General features: G+C 70.3%; 15 protein-coding genes. 5 read left to right on the forward strand and 10 right to left on the reverse strand.

The genetic code is table 11. From position 1 onward, the window contains the following. Positions 1–9 precede the first annotated feature (9 nt). Positions 10–999, reverse strand: coding sequence for a helix-turn-helix domain-containing protein (locus AMA02S_RS02505; protein WP_067450820.1), 990 nt, complete (start codon positions 997–999; stop codon positions 10–12). Between the two features lie 95 nt (positions 1,000–1,094). Here AMA02S_RS02505 and AMA02S_RS02510 point away from each other — a divergent pair, with 95 nt between their 5' ends. Both AMA02S_RS02510 and AMA02S_RS02515 read left to right on the forward strand, forming a co-directional pair. Beyond that, positions 1,095–1,544 (forward strand): rhodanese-like domain-containing protein, encoded by a 450-nt coding sequence (locus AMA02S_RS02510; protein ID WP_067450822.1) that lies wholly within the window; start codon positions 1,095–1,097, stop codon positions 1,542–1,544. A 243-nt stretch (positions 1,545–1,787) separates the two neighbouring features. After that, positions 1,788–3,299 (forward strand): DEAD/DEAH box helicase, encoded by a 1,512-nt coding sequence (locus tag AMA02S_RS02515; protein WP_067450825.1) that lies wholly within the window; start codon positions 1,788–1,790, stop codon positions 3,297–3,299. A gap of 115 nt (positions 3,300–3,414) precedes the next feature. Here AMA02S_RS02515 and AMA02S_RS02520 read toward each other — a convergent pair whose 3' ends face one another. From AMA02S_RS02520 to AMA02S_RS02555, 8 genes are all read right to left on the reverse strand, one after another. Further along, entirely contained in the window at positions 3,415–4,194 is a 780-nt protein-coding gene (locus AMA02S_RS02520; RefSeq protein ID WP_067450828.1) for an acyltransferase, read from the reverse strand. Between the two features lie 109 nt (positions 4,195–4,303). Beyond that, positions 4,304–5,092, reverse strand: coding sequence for an enoyl-CoA hydratase-related protein (locus AMA02S_RS02525; protein ID WP_067450830.1), 789 nt, complete (start codon positions 5,090–5,092; stop codon positions 4,304–4,306). Between the two features lie 38 nt (positions 5,093–5,130). Next, positions 5,131–6,540 carry an amidase family protein gene (locus AMA02S_RS02530; protein ID WP_067450833.1) on the reverse strand — a complete coding sequence of 470 codons (1,410 nt, stop codon included), beginning with the start codon at positions 6,538–6,540 and terminating at the stop codon, positions 5,131–5,133. Between the two features lie 11 nt (positions 6,541–6,551). After that, a complete protein-coding gene (locus AMA02S_RS02535) occupies positions 6,552–7,190 on the reverse strand; it encodes an NADPH-dependent F420 reductase (RefSeq protein WP_067450836.1) in 639 nt (212 codons plus the stop codon). Further along, the gene (locus AMA02S_RS02540; protein WP_067450838.1) at positions 7,187–8,302 is read right to left on the reverse strand and encodes an ABC transporter substrate-binding protein; all 1,116 of its coding nucleotides are present in this window, start codon (positions 8,300–8,302) and stop codon (positions 7,187–7,189) included. The genes AMA02S_RS02535 and AMA02S_RS02540 overlap by 4 nt, the downstream gene beginning before the upstream one ends. Then, positions 8,299–9,201 carry an ABC transporter permease gene (locus tag AMA02S_RS02545; protein WP_067450841.1) on the reverse strand — a complete coding sequence of 301 codons (903 nt, stop codon included), beginning with the start codon at positions 9,199–9,201 and terminating at the stop codon, positions 8,299–8,301. The genes AMA02S_RS02540 and AMA02S_RS02545 overlap by 4 nt, the downstream gene beginning before the upstream one ends. Next, the gene (locus tag AMA02S_RS02550; protein WP_218004819.1) at positions 9,198–10,055 is read right to left on the reverse strand and encodes an ABC transporter ATP-binding protein; all 858 of its coding nucleotides are present in this window, start codon (positions 10,053–10,055) and stop codon (positions 9,198–9,200) included. The genes AMA02S_RS02545 and AMA02S_RS02550 overlap by 4 nt, the downstream gene beginning before the upstream one ends. Positions 10,056–10,212: 157 nt before the next feature. After that, entirely contained in the window at positions 10,213–11,136 is a 924-nt protein-coding gene (locus AMA02S_RS02555; RefSeq protein ID WP_067450847.1) for a LysR family transcriptional regulator, read from the reverse strand. Positions 11,137–11,229: 93 nt separating this feature from the next. On the opposite strand from AMA02S_RS02555, the gene AMA02S_RS02560 reads away from it, so the two are divergent. From AMA02S_RS02560 to AMA02S_RS02570, 3 genes are all read left to right on the forward strand, one after another. Beyond that, a complete protein-coding gene (locus AMA02S_RS02560) occupies positions 11,230–12,666 on the forward strand; it encodes an amidase (RefSeq protein WP_067450850.1) in 1,437 nt (478 codons plus the stop codon). A 66-nt stretch (positions 12,667–12,732) separates the two neighbouring features. Further along, the gene (locus AMA02S_RS02565) at positions 12,733–13,584 is read left to right on the forward strand and encodes an inositol monophosphatase family protein (RefSeq protein ID WP_084264455.1); all 852 of its coding nucleotides are present in this window, start codon (positions 12,733–12,735) and stop codon (positions 13,582–13,584) included. 26 nt (positions 13,585–13,610) lie between these two features. After that, positions 13,611–14,579 (forward strand): aldo/keto reductase, encoded by a 969-nt coding sequence (locus tag AMA02S_RS02570; protein ID WP_067450853.1) that lies wholly within the window; start codon positions 13,611–13,613, stop codon positions 14,577–14,579. Between the two features lie 170 nt (positions 14,580–14,749). Here the strand turns inward: AMA02S_RS02570 and AMA02S_RS02575 are convergent, their stop codons facing one another. Then, on the reverse strand, positions 14,750–15,736 hold the full coding sequence (locus AMA02S_RS02575) for an adenylate/guanylate cyclase domain-containing protein (RefSeq protein WP_067450856.1): 987 nt from the start codon (positions 15,734–15,736) through the stop codon (positions 14,750–14,752). Positions 15,737–15,763 lie beyond the last annotated feature (27 nt).

Raw genomic sequence — 15,763 nt, forward strand, 5'->3', positions numbered from 1 at the left:
GGTACCGAATCAGCGCCGCTCTGCCAAGGCTCTGAACGTCCGCCGGTAGGCCGAAGGCGAGGTCTTCATGGCGCGGGCGAAGTGGTGCCGGAAGGTGACCGGGCTCTCGAAGCCGACCGCTGCGCCGATCTCCTCGATGGGGGCGGCGCCGTCCTCCAGCAGCGGCAACGCCGCCATGATCCGCTGGGTGAGCACCCAGCGGAGCGGGCTCGTCCCGGTCTGCCGGTTGAAGTGGCGGATGAACGTGCGGGGCGCGAGGTGGGCCTCGCGGGCCAGGACGGCGACGGTGATCGGCTCGGCGAGGTGGGCGAGCGCCCAGGTCATGGCCCGCCCGATCGCGTCGTCCGCCGGGGGGACGGCGCCCACCGCCGCCTCCACGAACTGTGCCTGCCCGCCCTCGCGGTGCGGGGGGACGACCAGCCGTCGCGCCACCGCGTTCGCGATGCGGGCGCCGTGGTCCTTGCGGACGAGGTGCAGGCACATGTCGAGCCCGGCGGCGCTTCCCGCCCCGGTGAGGACGTCGTCGCCGTCCACGTACAGCACATCGGCTCGGACGCGGATCTTCGGGTGGCGGCGCCTGAGCAGGTCCGCGTACAGCCAGTGGGTGGTGGCCTCGCGTCCGTCCAGGAGCCCGGCCGCCGCGAGCGCGAACGCGCCCGAGCAGATGGACACGATCCGCGCGCCGCGTCCGCGTGCCCGCTGGAGTGCCGTGACGACCTCGGACGGCGGGGCTTCCAGGACGTCGGGGACCCCGACCACCATCACCGTGTCGGCGGACGCGAAGACGTCGAGGTCGTGCTCGATGGTCATCGTGAACCCGCCGACCGCCCGTATCGGGCCGCGTTCGGGCGAGCAGACCCATAGGTCGTACCAGGGGACGTCCAGTTCCGGACGAGGGAGCCCGAACACTTCGACGACCGAGCCGAGCTCGAACGGCGCCATGCCGTCGAGTGCCAGCACGGAAACGGTATGCCGGCGGGCGGGGGAATCCACGAACATGGCGTGATCTTATCGATGAGCGGCGATCGTGCCACTGTTGGTCGAGGGTGTCCCGCTCGCAGGATCGAGGAGTCCGAATCGAGGGAGCAGTGAAAATGACCACAGCCAGCCAGTCCGCGTCCGAGGCCGTTCGGCACTTCTCCGCCCGGTTGTCGTTCGAGACGGACGTCTCCGACGTCGCCGCCGATCTCGCCGCCGGGATGGAGAACATCGTGGTCATCGACTCGCGAAGTCTCGACAGCTGGGAACAGGGGCATGTCGTGGGGGCCGTTCACCTGCCGACACGGGAGATCGCCGAGCGCGCCGAGACCGTGGTGCCGCCCGACGCGAAGGTGATCGTCTACTGCTGGGGGCCGGGCTGTAACGGTGCGACGAGGGCCGCGCTGGAGTTCGCGAGGCTGGGCCGTCCGGTCAAGGAGATGATCGGCGGGTTCGAATACTGGGTGCGCGAAGGCTTTCCCGTGGAGGCCGGCGATGGTATGGTCACGCAGCGTTGCCCCGACCCGCTGACCGCGCCCTTGAGCGGCGCGTCCTGCGACTGCTGACCGGGGGAACAGGGGCGGATGGGGCAGAAGATGGGCCTGAACTGAAGAGAGACGTCCGGGACGGGGCATAAGGAGGTACCCGGACGACGTTAGACTTAACGAATCACTCTTCGACGCCCCCATGGCGTCAGGCTCGTCCTTGCAGCCCACTGATCACTCATCGTGGTGCCTCCCGAGACGTGCCCCCCTCTCGGAAGGTATTGCGTGACCACAGCTGCTGCTGCACAGAACCCCTCTACCGACATGCCCGTGACCCCGGGCGAGGACGAGCGGGTTCCCACCTTCGCCGAACTGGGCCTCCCCCCGGCGCTGGTGTCCGCCCTGTCCCGCCAGGGCATCGAGGCCCCGTTCCCCATCCAGGCTGCCGCGATCCCCGACATCATGGCGGGCTGCGACGTCCTCGGCCGGGGCAAGACCGGCTCTGGCAAGACCCTCGCCTTCGGCCTCCCGCTGCTCGCCCGGCTGGCGGGCCGCAAGGCCGCGCCCAAGCGTCCGCTGGCCCTGATCCTCGTGCCGACCCGCGAGCTGGCCCAGCAGGTGCAGACCAACCTGGAGCCGCTCGGACGCGGCGTCGGGCTGCGGTTCAAGACCGTCATCGGCCAGACCTCGATGTTCAAGCAGATCGACGCGCTGCGTCGCGGTGTCGAGATCCTGGTCGCGACGCCGGGCCGGCTCAAGGACCTGATGCGGCAGGGCGCCTGCGACCTGTCCGACATCGAGATCGCGGTGCTGGACGAGGCCGACCACATGGCCGACATGGGCTTCCTGCCCGATGTCACCGACATCCTCGACCAGGCCAAGACCGGCGGGCAGCGGCTGCTGTTCTCCGCCACCCTGGACAAGGACGTCGACGTCCTCGTCAAGCGGTACCTGGACGGCCCGGTCACGCACGCCATCGGCCCGGTCGACGAGTCCGTCGACACGATGGAACACCACCTGCTGCTGGTGGCGCCCAAGGAGAAGAGCGCCATCACCGCCGAGATCGCCAACCGTGAGGGCCGGACGATCCTGTTCGCCCGCACCAAGCACGGTGTCGACCGGCTCGCCAAGCAGCTCGTCCAGGTCGGGGTCCGCGCCGCGGGCCTGCACGGAGGCAAGAGCCAGGGCCTGCGCACCCGCACGCTCGCCGAGTTCCGCGAGGGCACGATCAGCGTGCTCGTCGCCACCGACGTCGCCGCCCGCGGCATCCACGTGGACGACGTCAGCCTGGTCATGCACGTCGACCCGCCGGCCGACCACAAGGACTACATGCACCGTGCCGGGCGGACGGCGCGCGCCGGTGAGCGCGGCACGGTCGTCACGCTCGTCCTGCCGCACCAGGTCCGCTCCACCTCCGCCATGACCCGCCGGGCGGGCATCAACGCGCCCCGGGTCAAGGTGACCAGCGGCGACGCGGAGCTGGTCAAGCTGACCGGCGCCCGCATGCCGTCCGGCATCCCGATCGAGGGCCCGATCATTCCCGAGCGTCCCCGCCGCGAGGGCGGCCGGGGCCGGCAGGGCGGGCGGCGCGGCCGCGGCTTCGGCGGCGGTGGACGCGGTCCCCGCTCCTTCGACCGGCAGGACGGCGGCCAGCGTCGCGAGGGCGGCTCCTTTGAGGGCGGGCACGGTGAGCACCGCGGCTCGTACTCGGGTGGTGAGCGCCGCGGTGGCGGCCCGCGCACCGGCGGCTCCTCGCACGGGAACCGGCGTGGCGGCTCGTACGGCGGTGGCAAGCGCCGTGAGGGCGGCGACCGTTGGACGGCACGCTCCAACTGACGCACGCTTCCGCTGACTGACGCTCCGGCTGACGGAGACGCGAAGGGCTCGGCTGTGAGGCCGGGCCCTTCCGCATGTCACGGCCGGGTCCGGCCCAGGTGCGGCTCGCGTGGGGTCAGCCGGCCTCTTCGCGAAGTTTGTCCTGAAGGATCTGGAGGCCCTCCAGCCCGTCGACGGACAGCGCCGCGAGCTCGTCCAGCGACATCAGGGGTCCGGTGCGCAGCGGCGGCTGCCAGCCGTTCTCCTCGTCGTGGCTGCGCAGGACCTTGGCGGGCACGCCGCCGATGACCGCGTGGTCGGGGAACTCGCCGCGGACGACGGCACCGCCCGCGACCGCGACGTTCCGGCCGAGGCGGGTCCCCGGGAGGATGATCGCGCCGGTGCCGATCCAGCAGCCGTCGCCGATCACGACCGGGTTGTTCTCCGGCCACTGCCGTCCGATGGGGGTGTCCAGATCGCCATAGGTGTGATTCTGGTCGGTGATGTAGACGTTCGGTCCGGTAAAGACGTGATCGCCGATCTCGATCGAGCGGTGTCCGACGATGTGGGTCCCCCGCCCGATCGAGCAGCTCCCGCCGATCCGCACGATGACGTCCGGGCCGAGGTCGAGCCCCGGGACGAACCCGGCGGAGATCGTGACGTGCGTCCCGACGAGGGTGTGGTCGCCGATCGAGATCCACGGCTCGCCGTAGACGGCCCCTACCGGGAAGCCGATGCACGCGCCTTCGCCGAGGTAGGCGAACCTGCGACGGCCGTGCGTGTGCGGAGTGATCTCGCCGTGCCGCTGGACCCACTCCCAGGCTTGGTGCACGGCCGTGTGCACGCCCTGGCGCGCCCGATCCTTGACCCGGGCGGCAAGCACCTGCCGTAGCGATGGGCGCGGTTTCGGCGACATGGCGTTCACCGTACCGGTTGGTAAGAAGCCCGGACACGCAGGGTTGGGATGCCGTACGGCCACTTCGGGCCCAGCCTGCCGGGCTTGTTCGTCTCTGTTCGTCCCTGGCCTATCGTCCGGCGTATACGGGCTCGCGGCCTTCGTGGAGCGCGCTGAGCCGTTCCGCGAAGTCCTCTGTTGCCAGCAAACGGTGGAGTGTCGGCAGCAGGTCGGCGTAGACGTGCTGGGCATGGCCCTCCCACGCCCGGCGGCCGAGCCTGAGTGTCTCGCGGAGTGCGAGCGGAGGATGCGAGGCGATCCTTTCCGCGATCTCGATGGCCTTCGGAAGCTGCTCCCCCGGCGCGACGACTTCCTGGACGAGCCCGAGGCGGAGAGCCTCCTCAGCCGTCCAGTGCTCACCGGTGAGGATCCAGCGCATGGCGTTCGCCCAGCCCACCTCCAGCGGCATGCGGATTCCGCCGCCTCCGGCGGGTGTGGTGCCCCGGCCGGCCTCGCCTTGGCCGAAGAGTGTGCCGGCCGCGGCGATCCGGATGTCGGCGGCCAGCATGAGTTCGTGGGCCATGGCGCCGACCTGTCCCTGAACGGCGACGACCAGGGGCTTGGACAGGCGCGTCGTCGTCCCGAAGGGGTTGACGATGCCGGGGCCGTCGGTGCTGAAGGTCCGGTCCTTGAGGACGGGGAGAAAGCTCTGGGGATCGAGGCCGACGGAGAAGTCGGGGCCCGAGGCGTGGAGGACGACGGTGACGACGGAATCGTCGTTGTCGGCTCGGTGGTACGCCTCGCCGAGGGCCCGGAGCGTCGGGGGATCGATGGCGTTGGAACTGCCCGGCCGGTCCAGCCGGATCAGCGCCAGCTTGCCCCGCCGCTCGTAGTGGACGGTCCCTTCGTCTGCGGTCATGAGTCAGTCCAGTCCTGGTGGTGGGTGGTGCCGCCGTGTCAGAGCGGAGGACGGGGGATCGGCGCAAGCGCGCCCTCGATCGCCTCGCCGATGGCCAGCAAACGCCCGTCGGACGAGGCGGGGCCGACGATCTCAAGGCCGATCGGCAGGCCGTCGGCGGACATCCCGGACGGGATCGACAGGCACGGGATCCCCGCGATGCTCGACGGGTTCGTGTTCCGGATGTAGGTGAGGAAGGTGTCGACGCCGCGGCCGTTCAGCTCGACGGTGCCGTCCTCGCCCGGGGCTTGGTGCGGACGGGCCGGCAGCGGCGTGGTCGGGACGACGATGGCGCTCACGTCGTGGTCGGCGAAGTAGGCGGCGTAGGCCGCCTGCAGTGCGGGACGGTGGACGGCGATGACCGCGCGATAGTCGGCCGCGGAGAACCGGTCCTCGGCCGCGACGGCTTGGAGTGTCGCCCGGACGGCGGGACTGGCGACCTGGTCCACGATGTCGAGCAGCGTCAGGGGGGCCTTGTGCTGGTAGAGATAGGCCGATATCTCCCGGCCCACCTCGTACAGCACCACGGGAAGGTCGGCCGACTCGGTGAGCCGTCCGATGTGGGGAATGTCCTGCTCGACCAGGACGGCGCCGCGAGCGGCGAGCTCGGCCAGCGCACGTTCGGTCGCCGTGGCGACGTCCGGGTCCAGGTCCTCGTAGAAGTAGCCGGACGGCACACCGATGCGCAGCCCGGCCAGACCGATGGTCGGGCCGTGGTCGGTGCCGAGCGGGGCGCAGATGTCGTCGATGAGACGGACGTCCGCCACGGAGCGGGCGAGCGGGCCGACCGTGTCCCGGGTGGAGGAGATCGGGATGACCCCGCGCTGGTCGTAGCGTCCGTTCGTGGGCCGGAATCCGACGCAGCCGCACAGGGCCGCCGGAATGCGGCAGGAGCCGCCGGTGTCGGCGCCGAGCGCGACGGGTACGAGCCCGGCGCCGACGCCCGCGGCGGTTCCGCCGCTGCTGCCGCCGGGAATGTGGCCGACGTTGTAGGGATTGCCCACGGCTCCGAAGGCGGGGTTGTTGCCCGTCATGCCGAACGACAGCTCTCCCAGCATCTGTTTGCCCATGAGGGTGCCGCCCGCGTCGAGGAGCCGTTGCGCGATCGGCGCGTTGCGCTCCGGCCGCCAGCCACGCAGGGCCGGTGTCGTCGCCGTCGTCGGAAGGTCCGCCGTGTCGATGATGTCCTTCAGTGCGAAGGGGAGGCCGTGGAGCGGCCCGTCCGGTCGCGGAGCGTTCCCGAGCGAGCGCCAGATGAGGTCGGGCTCGTGCGAGACGTAGGTGTTCAGGTGCGCCAGCCGCCTCGTCCGCTCGATCAGCGCTTCGACGTACTCGGCGAGCTTCAGCTCGCCCTTGCGCAGACGGCGGACGGCTTCGACGGCCGAGAGCCAGTGCAGTTCTTCCGGCATTTGCGTTTGTCCTAGTGAGCGATGGTGAGGGAGAACGGGATCATGCCATGCCGGCGCAGCAGGGCCGGTACCAGCAGCATGACCGCTTCCGGTCCCCGCGCGGTGGTGACATCCCCCAGGTCCTGGATCCATTCGGCGGGCCAGCCGAGGTCGGCGAGCAGCAGCGTGACGGTGTCCTTGGCGGCGCCGTCGTTGCCGGACAGGAACGCGGTCGGCGGGATCTTGAGACCGCGGGGATCCGCCATGACGGTGAAGATCATGGTGTTGAGGGTCTTGACGACCGCGGTGTCCGGCAACGCCGCTTGCAGGTGTTCGGCAAGGCTGTCGTTGGGGTAGCGGAGGTTTCCCGGCATCCCGTCCGGCCCTCGCTCCGTGGCGTTGGAGACGTCGATAAGGATCTTTCCCGCGAGCGCGCTGCGCAGTGCGCTCAGCCGTTCCAGCGAGCTGTCACCGGGTGTCGCGTTGACGATCACCGTGGCCGACTCCGCGGCGGTCGCGGTGTCCGCGACGGCCACGGGCGTGCCGGCCCAGGTGGCCGAGATGTCGGCGGCGTTCCTGCTGCCGATGGTGACCTGGTGACCCGAGTCCGCGAGCTTGGCGGCCAGGACGCCGCCGACGCGTCCGGAGCCGAGAATGGCGATGTTCGTCAAGGTGCGCTCCTTGTGGTGGGTTGGGCCGGCCACTGGTCCGCCTTGGCCAGCGTGGCCTTCCGGTCGAAGTTGTTGATCTTCTGCACGACGTCCGTGACGAGGAAGGTTCCGAGGTCCACGGAGTCGCTGATCACCCCGGCTTCGCGGAGGAGCCGCTGGGCGTTGCCCCACCGGTCCGCCTTCACCTCGCCGAAGCGTTTCCCGTCGAAGGGAGTGAGGGTCGTGGACAGCTCCTTGAGCAGGCCCCGGGCCTTCTCGGGCTCGCTCCACTCCTCCGGCGCCACCTTTCGCGCCGCCGTCTCCGCCGTCCGGGGACGTTGAAGGCCCACGAACGTCGCCCGCGCGAGAGCCCGGAAGAACCTCACCAGAACGTCGCTCTTTTGCAGCGTGTGGGCTCGCACGAGGTAGCCGCCGACCGGAAGACCCTCAAGATCGCTGGGCGTGACGTCCCGGACCGGCAGTCCGGCCTCGTCGAAGGCGAAGAAGTCGGTGAGGGTCCCCGCGTAGGCCGCGATGCGTCCGGACTCCAGCGTCCGCGCCACGGAGGGGCTGCCGGGCCCGACCACGGTCGTGTCGACGTCGTCGATGGTCAGCCCGACCTTCTTCAGGACGGCGGTGAGATAGGCGCGATCCTGGTCGGGCGAGGCGAGGCCGATGTTCCTGCCCTTGAGGTCGGCGGCTCCTTTTATCCCGCTGCCTTCCGGGACGACCAGACCGACCAGGAAGCCGTTGCCACCGGTCCGCTCGTCATAGGGCATGCGCAGGTCGTCCGTCTTGAGCGCCGCCGTGATCGCGTCGGTCGCCGCGACGAGCCCGATGTCCGCCTTGCCGCTCTGCACGAGGCCGGCGATCGGAATGTTGTCGGTCACCGGGGCGAGCTTCACCTCGATGCCCTCGTCCTCGAAGAAGCCGAGTTGTCGGGCGAGGACCTCGTTGAAGGTGAAGAGCGAGTTCGGTGCCGGGGTGGCGAGTGTGAGCCTTCCGTTCGCGCCGTCCGAGGTCTTGCCTCCACCACCGCAGGCGGACACCGAGGTGGCCAGCACCGTGGTCAGACCGGCGGCGATCAGGATGCCGGTCAGTCGTCCGCGTCGTCCGGGCCGCGATCCCCTCATGAGACGTTCTCCTCCGAAGTGGCCGGCAGGGCGGATGCCGATGGCCGCGGTGCCCCGAACTCGGCCCGGACCGTCGAGAGGCGCCGCCGGACGCGCCTTTCCCGGCGCTTCGTCCTGGACGGCAGGAGGCCCGCGTGACGCCAGAAGACGACGGTGCGGTCGGCGTAGCCGATGGCGCCGTAGAGCAGGAGCCCCATCACGGTCAGCACCACGACGACGGCGAAGGCGTCGTCCTGGTTCAGCTGGGAGCTGTACCGCTGGACGAGGAACCCGAGCCCCTTCTGTGCCGAGACGACCTCGGCGACGACCGCGCCGGCCAGGGCCAGGGTGAGACCGATCCGCAGCCCAGCGAAGATCATCGGCGCGGCGGTGGGGAGCAGCAGGTGCACGAAGGTCCGCTTCTTGCCGGCCCCCAGCGACCGGAAGAGCTCCTCCGCGTCGGGGTCGGGGGCGAGCAGGCCGGTGAGCGAGTTCACGAAGATCGGGAAGAAGGAGATCAACCCGGCGATGACGATCTTCGAGGTGTAACCGAAACCGAAGGCCGAGATCAGGATCGGCACGATCGACAGCATCGGCAGGACCTGGAGCGTGACCGCGTACGGGTAGATCATCTGCCTGATCAGGACGGACGACCCCGCGGCCAGGGCCAGGCCGACGCCCAGCGCCGCGGCCAGGCCGAACCCGGCGAGGGTCTCGTAGAGGGTCGCGACCAGGTGCTCCCAGACGAGACCGGTGGACAAGAGGTCGGCTGTCGCGGTCACGACGGCGACCGGGCGGGGCAGGATCAGCTCGCTGACCCAGCCCTGGGTGTGCGCCAGGTCCCAGACGACCAGGACGACAACGAAAAGGGCGATCGGTGCGACCACTCGGCCGCGTCCGGTGGGCATCGGCCGGGTCATCCTGTCATTCCCCTTTCCGACTGGGAAAGCTGAATGTGGTACCGCACCTTCAGGGCGATTTTCTGAAAGGCGGTGGAATAGGCCATCTCAGGGGACCGTGGGCGCTCCAGCGGGACGGGAATGTCGGCCGCGATCATTCCTGGACGCGGTGACATCACCAGGATCCGGTCGGAGAGCAGGACGGCCTCGGAGATGTTGTGGGTGACGAAGATCGTCGCCGATGCCGTCCGATCGTGGATCTTCAACAGTTCGAGGTTCAGCAGTTCCCGGGTCAGTTCGTCGACGGCACCGAAAGGCTCGTCGAGCAGGCGGACGTCTGCCCCGGTCATCATGAGCCGCGCCAGGGCCACGCGCTGTTGCATTCCTCCGGACAACTGCCGGGGGAAGTGGTGTTCGAAACCCCCGAGATGGAAGAGATCAAGAAGTCGCAGGGCGTCCTCAAGGTCGCTGACCTGCACTGTGCGGCGCATACGGAGGGGGAGCAGGACGTTCTCAAGGGACGTCTTCCATGCGAGCAGGGCGGGCCGCTGGAACATCATGCCGACGTCCCGCCGCGGCGCCATGACCGGTTCGCCATGGACCTCGACGGTTCCGCCCGTGCTCGGGACCAGCCCCGCGATGATCCGTAGCAGGGTCGACTTTCCGCAGCCGCTGGAGCCGACGATCGAAACGAATTCCTCGGGGGCGACCGAGAGGTTCACGCCACCGATCGCGTCGATACCGCCGTCGAATTTTTTGCAGACCTCACGTAACCGCACCGCCGCTCCGGCGGATGTTCCGAGCGCTAGGCCGCCATTTGAAGAATTCAGGTTTCCCAGTGTCATGGTGATGCGCGCCTCCCTGGTCGAGGCCAACGGATAAACCGTTCGCTACACGTCGGTAGGGCCAACCTAAGACGCATCACACGCAACCACAAATGCATCCTTGGTACGTGATGATTTACCGTGGTGCAACTGAGCGGGTGGTCGGCATCCACGCCTCGTCAGCGGGCGCCGGAACTGTCCGAGCAGGTCAGACGGCGTCCGGCCGTGCCGTGACCTGCTCGAAGAACGCGAAGGCGTCGCGGATGCGGTCGCGAAGCCATGCGTGTGCCCGGTCGTTGTCGTAGCGCTGGTGCCACGCCAGGAACAGGGGAACCGGCGGCAGGTCGAACGGAAGCGGAAGCGTCCGCAGGCCGAGGACCTGGAGCGTCGGCCCGCACACATGCTCGGGCACCGCGACCAGCAGTTCGCTCCTGGCGACCAGGTACAGCGCCCCCGTGCTCGTCGGCGCGGACGCGATGACGCGGCGCCGCAGCCCAAGGCCCCGGAGGGCCTCGTCCACCGGGTCCCGCAACCGGCCGCGCCGGGAGACGATGATGTGGTCCGCCTGGGCGAACCGTTCCGCGGTCATGTCGCCGCCGGCGCACGGGTGATCGGGCCGGCAGGCGGCGACAAGCCTGTCGCGCCCGATCGGCACGTGGCTGATCTCCGGCAGATCGGGCTCGGTCGAGCCGATCTCCAGGTCCACCCGGCCGTGCCGCAGGTCGTTGGTGTCGCCGCTTGCCTCGGCGAGCAGCCGGATGGCCACGCCCGGCGCCTGCTCGCGGACGACGGCGAGCACGCTGGGGCCGATCGCGGTGCTGACGGCGTCGTGACCGCGTATCGAGAACACCCGGTTGAGGGTCCCGAGGTCGAGCTCACGCTCCGGTTCGAGGACCCCGCGGGCTCGCTGCACCAGATCGTGGACCTCGCCGCGGATCGCGAGTGCATGCGGCGTCGGGACCATCGTCCGGCCCGTCCGCACGAGGATCTGGTCTCCGGTGATGCGCCTGATCCGTCCGAGCGTGCGGCTCATGGCCGGTGCCGACAGGTTCAGCCGCTCCGCGGCGCCGGCGACGCTGTTCTCTTCGAGCAGCGCGTCCAGGGCCGTCAGCAGGTTCAGATCCAAGTGCACCAGAGTAAATCTAGCCCTAGCAAAGATGCACTGGCTAGTATCCGAGCGCCGCTCTACTGTCGGGCTGAACCCGGCAGGCCGAAGGAGCGCAGCATGGAGATCTGGCAGATGTCCGCCACGGACATCGCCCACGGCGTCCGCACCGGCGCCTTCTCGTCGGTCGAGGCCGCACGCTCGGCCCTCGACCGGGTCGCCGACGTCAACCCGCGGGTCAACGCGCTCGTCGAGGTGCGCGAGGACGAGGCGCTGGAGGCCGCGCGCAAGGCGGACGCGAGGCTCCGCCATGGCCGTCCGGTGGGTCCGCTGCACGGCGTGCCCGTGACCTTCAAGGTGAACACCAACGTGGCGGGCCTGCCCACCACCGAGGGGGTCGCCGCCTACACCGGTCGCATCGCGACCGAGACCGACCCGCAGGCCACCGGCTGGCTGGACGCCGGTGCGATCTTCATCGGGCGGACGAACTGCCCGCCGTTCGCCACCCGCTGGACGACGGAGAACGACCTGTACGGCGCGACGGTCAACCCATGGGATCCGGCGGTGACGCCCGGCGGCTCCAGTGGCGGTGCGGCCGTCGCGGTGGCCGTCGGCATGGGTGCCCTCGCCCAGGGGAGCGACATCGGCGGTTCGATCCGCTACCCGGCCGCGTGCTGCGGGGTCGCCGGTCTCAGGCCGACGTCCGGACGGGTGCCCGCCTGGGCGGGATCGCCGTCGTTCGACCCGCCCATGGCGGTCCAGGCGTTCGTCGAGCAGGGGCCCCTCGCGCGGAACGTGGCGGACCTGCGGCTCGGGTTGCGGGCGATGGAGACCTACGATCCGAGGGATCCGAGGGCCGTCGCCCGGACCAGCCGGATTCCGGTGTCCCCCGGCCTCCCCCGGGTCGCGGTGGTCACCGACCCGGGCGGGCCGGGGCTGCTCGGCACCTCGACCGCCGAGAGCGCCGCGGCCGCGCGGACCGCCGCCGCCTGGCTGGCCGACGCCGGTTACCAGGTCGACGAGGTCGAACTGCCCCTGCTCGGCGAGGCGGCGCGGCTGTGGTGGCAGCTGGCGCTCACGGAGTTCGCGATCGGGCTGACCGCGGAGGTGGAGCGCGTCGGGGACCCGGGGTTCCGCCGGTTCTTCGACCTCATGTACGCCGTCTACCGGGAGGAGTTCGGCGAGGTCGACCTCGCCGCCTTCGTCGCCGGCTGGGCCCGCCGCGGCATGCTCCGCCGCGAGATGTCGGTGTTCGCGGAGCGCTATCCCCTCGTCGTGACGCCGGTGTCCGGTGAGCCGCCGTTCCCCCTCGGATCCGACGCCGAGTCGGTCGAGCGGACCGCGGAGCTGATGGGACGGCAGTGGCCGCTCATGTCCGTGCCCGTCCTCGGGCTGCCGGCGCTCGGCCTGCCCACCGTTCCTCCGGCGGGGGCCGCCCCGGTCGGCGTCCAGGTGATCGGGCGCCCCTTCGAGGAGGACGCCGTCTTCGCCGCCGCCGAGGTGATCGAATCCCGATCCGGCCTCCTGATCCCCGTAGAGCCGGTCGGCGCCGCCTGAGCACGGCGCCGCCTGAGCACGGCTCCATCTGAGCACGGCGCAGATCCGAGAACGAGAGGAGCCGCCATGTCATCGCACCTGGACGACCGCACGACCCCCACCCTCGGTGGCCGAAATCCCGTCCTGGACGACGACCGGCCGCTGATGGCGGAGGTCGCCGCGGTGGTGCGGGCCGCCGGCCGACGCATGATCGACCGGTTCACGAGCACGCCCCGGCTCACCGATCGGGACGAGGTGGTGACCGCCATCCACGCCAACGACGATGCCTCGCTGGAGATCTTGAGACCCGGGCTCGACCGGCTCCGCCCGGACGCCGGCTGGGTCGACGACGAACTGGAGGGAGGCGCGCTTCCCGATGGCGAATGGTGGGTGACCGATCCCGTCGAAGGCAACATCAACCATGTTCACGGGATGAGCGACTGGGGCGTCACCGCCACACTGGTCCGCGACAACATTCCCGTGGTCACCGTGGTGCATCTGCCACTGACCGGCGACACCTACACGGCAGTGCAAGGGGGCGGAGCCTTCCAGAACGAGACGCGCCTGAGCCATTCGCAGAAGAAGGCCCTCGACGGCGCACTCGTCGGGACGGGACAGGCCAAGCCGGGTGAATCACCGGAGGCGTTCCGCCGCATCGGTGCGTCCGCGACGGCGATGCTCCGCGAGGCCATGGTGATCCGCGTGTCGGTGCCGGCGACCCTCCAACTGATCCAGGTCGCCGCCGGCCGGATGGACGCGTTCTGGCAGTTCAGCCAGGTGCGCTCCGGCCTGCTCGCGGGTGCGCTGCTCGTCGTGGAGGCCGGTGGCGTCGTGACGGACACGCGCGGCGGGCCCTGGAGCCTCGCCAGCGACGACTTCCTCGCCACCACCCCGATGCTGCACGCAGAAGCGGTCCGAACTCTTTCCACAATCGATTGACCACCACGGCCAGAGAGGCTCTCATCATGCGCACGACCGTTCTCGGCACGTCCGGTTTCGAGATCAGCGAGTTCGTCTTCGGCGCCGGCTCCATCGGCGGGGTCGGCGCGTCCACGAGCACGCGGGGCCTCGGGTTGAGCGCCGAGCAGGGGCTCCAACGCCTCGACGAGGCACGCGAACTCGGCATCACCGTCGTCGACACGGCGGACTCCTACGGCGGCGGCGAGAGCGAGAAGATCGTCGGGCATTGGCTGCACGACCGGCGACCCGCGGATTTCGTCGTCTCGACCAAGGTGGGACTGATCAGCAAGTCGGACGGCTCCCGGGGCGTGGACCTTTCAAAAGAGCACATCGAGCGGCGGCTTGAGCAGAGCATCGAACGTCTCGGCCGGGTGGACCTCTTCCTGTCGCACGTGCCCGACCCCGGCACACCCGTCGAGGAAACGCTCGCGGCCTTCACCCGCGCTCAGGAGAACGGCCTGATCGGTGCGTACGGCGTCAGCAATGTGGACCGGCAACAACTGGAGACCATTCTGAGCACGGCCGACAAGAGGGACCTGCACCGGCCCGTCCTCGTCGAGAACCGCCTGAACCTTCTCGATCGCACCGATGAGGCCGCCCTGCTCCCGCTGGTCGTCGACGAGGGACTCGCCTACACGCCGTTCTCTCCGCTCGCCGGCGGTGTGCTCTCGGAAAGGTATCTGGACGGGGCGACTCCGGAGGCGGGGAGCCGGATCGCGGTGGCGGGAAACATGTACTACAAGGGCTTCTACTCGCCCGAGAACCTGGAAAAGGTCGCCGCGCTTCGCGACCTGGCGAGGGAACGTGCGACCAGCGTCTCCGGCCTCGCCCTCGCCTGGCTTCGCGACCATCCAGCCGTCACCGCACCGATCGTCGCGCCGAGCACGTCCGCCCAATGGGACGCCGTCCGGGACGCCGCGGCGATCCGGCTCGACGCGACGGAGCACGCCCGGATCTCCGACATCTTCTCCTGACGGGACTCCGGCGCAAGACCGCGACCGCCGACGCGGCGGCGATGGCGGGCGAGCACGTGCGGAGACTGGTCAAGAACACGATCGGCGTCAGCGTGCCGGTCCCTGCTGGCCGCCGCGATCATCATTCCGGTCGTCGCGCGCCGCTCGCTGGGCGATGAGTGCGGGCCAGTTCAGGGCGGGCGCCGAAGCAGCCACGGGCGGACCTTCCCCAGCCCTTGCAAGGGGCGAGGCCGCAGGCCCGGGACGTCGTAGGCGCCGGCAGGGAGCGCGGACGCCAGGGCGCCGTCGATGAGGACCGTTCCCGCGTAGGCGGTCGCGGTCAGGCGCGCCGCCAGGTTGACCGGGGTACCGAAGACGTCGCCCAAGCGCTGGATGACCTCGCCGTACGCCATCCCGACGCGAACCTGGGGGACGTCGGGGTCGGCGTTGAAGCGCTCGGCGATCCGCAGCCCGATCTCGGCCGCCGCGCGAGGGTCGGAGGCGACGAACAGCACCTCGTCGCCGAGGGTCTTGACGACCCGTCCGCCCTGTTCGGCGACGGCCTCCGCAGCGGTGGACTCGAAGCGTTCGACGAACGCGGCGAGGGCGTCGCCGTCGAGGTGGCGGCTCAGCCGGGTGAAGGAGACGACGTCGGCGAAACCGACCGCGAGCCGGGCGATCCCGGCGGCGGGGTCGGCGGCGGCCGTGGTCGCGGCGGCGCGCATCCCGGCGGCGGCGAGCTGCCGGCGCCAGCCGTGCAGGAGGAGGCGTTCGAACGCCGGGCGCAGTTCCTCGGTGGCGGCCAGCGCGGCGAGGACGGCATCGCTGGACGGCTGCTCGCCGGACGGGAGGTCGCCCAGCCGTTGCAGCCAGACATCCCCCAGCCAGCTGGCGAGCCGTCCCATCGTCTGCCCGACCGCGCGGACGAGTTGGAGGACCATGGCCTCGTCGACCAGGTCGTTGCCGAGCAGTTCCTTGATCTCGCGGAGCGCGTCCACGTCCCCGTCGGTGAAGGCGACCTCGTCGTCCGGCGGCATCGGGAAGCCCAGTGCCTGCCAGATGCGGCGCGCGTAGTCATCCGAGACGTCCGCGAGGGTCTCGACCTCCTTGCGCGTGTAACGCAGGGGGCCGCCGAGGAGGGTCTCTTCGATATCCCGGGGCGCTCGGGGGTCCGCCATCGGGCCGCCTTTATGTGTCATCAGTCA

It is taken from the genome of Actinomadura macra NBRC 14102 (genome assembly GCF_001552215.1).
Classification (GTDB): domain Bacteria; phylum Actinomycetota; class Actinomycetes; order Streptosporangiales; family Streptosporangiaceae; genus Spirillospora; species Spirillospora macra.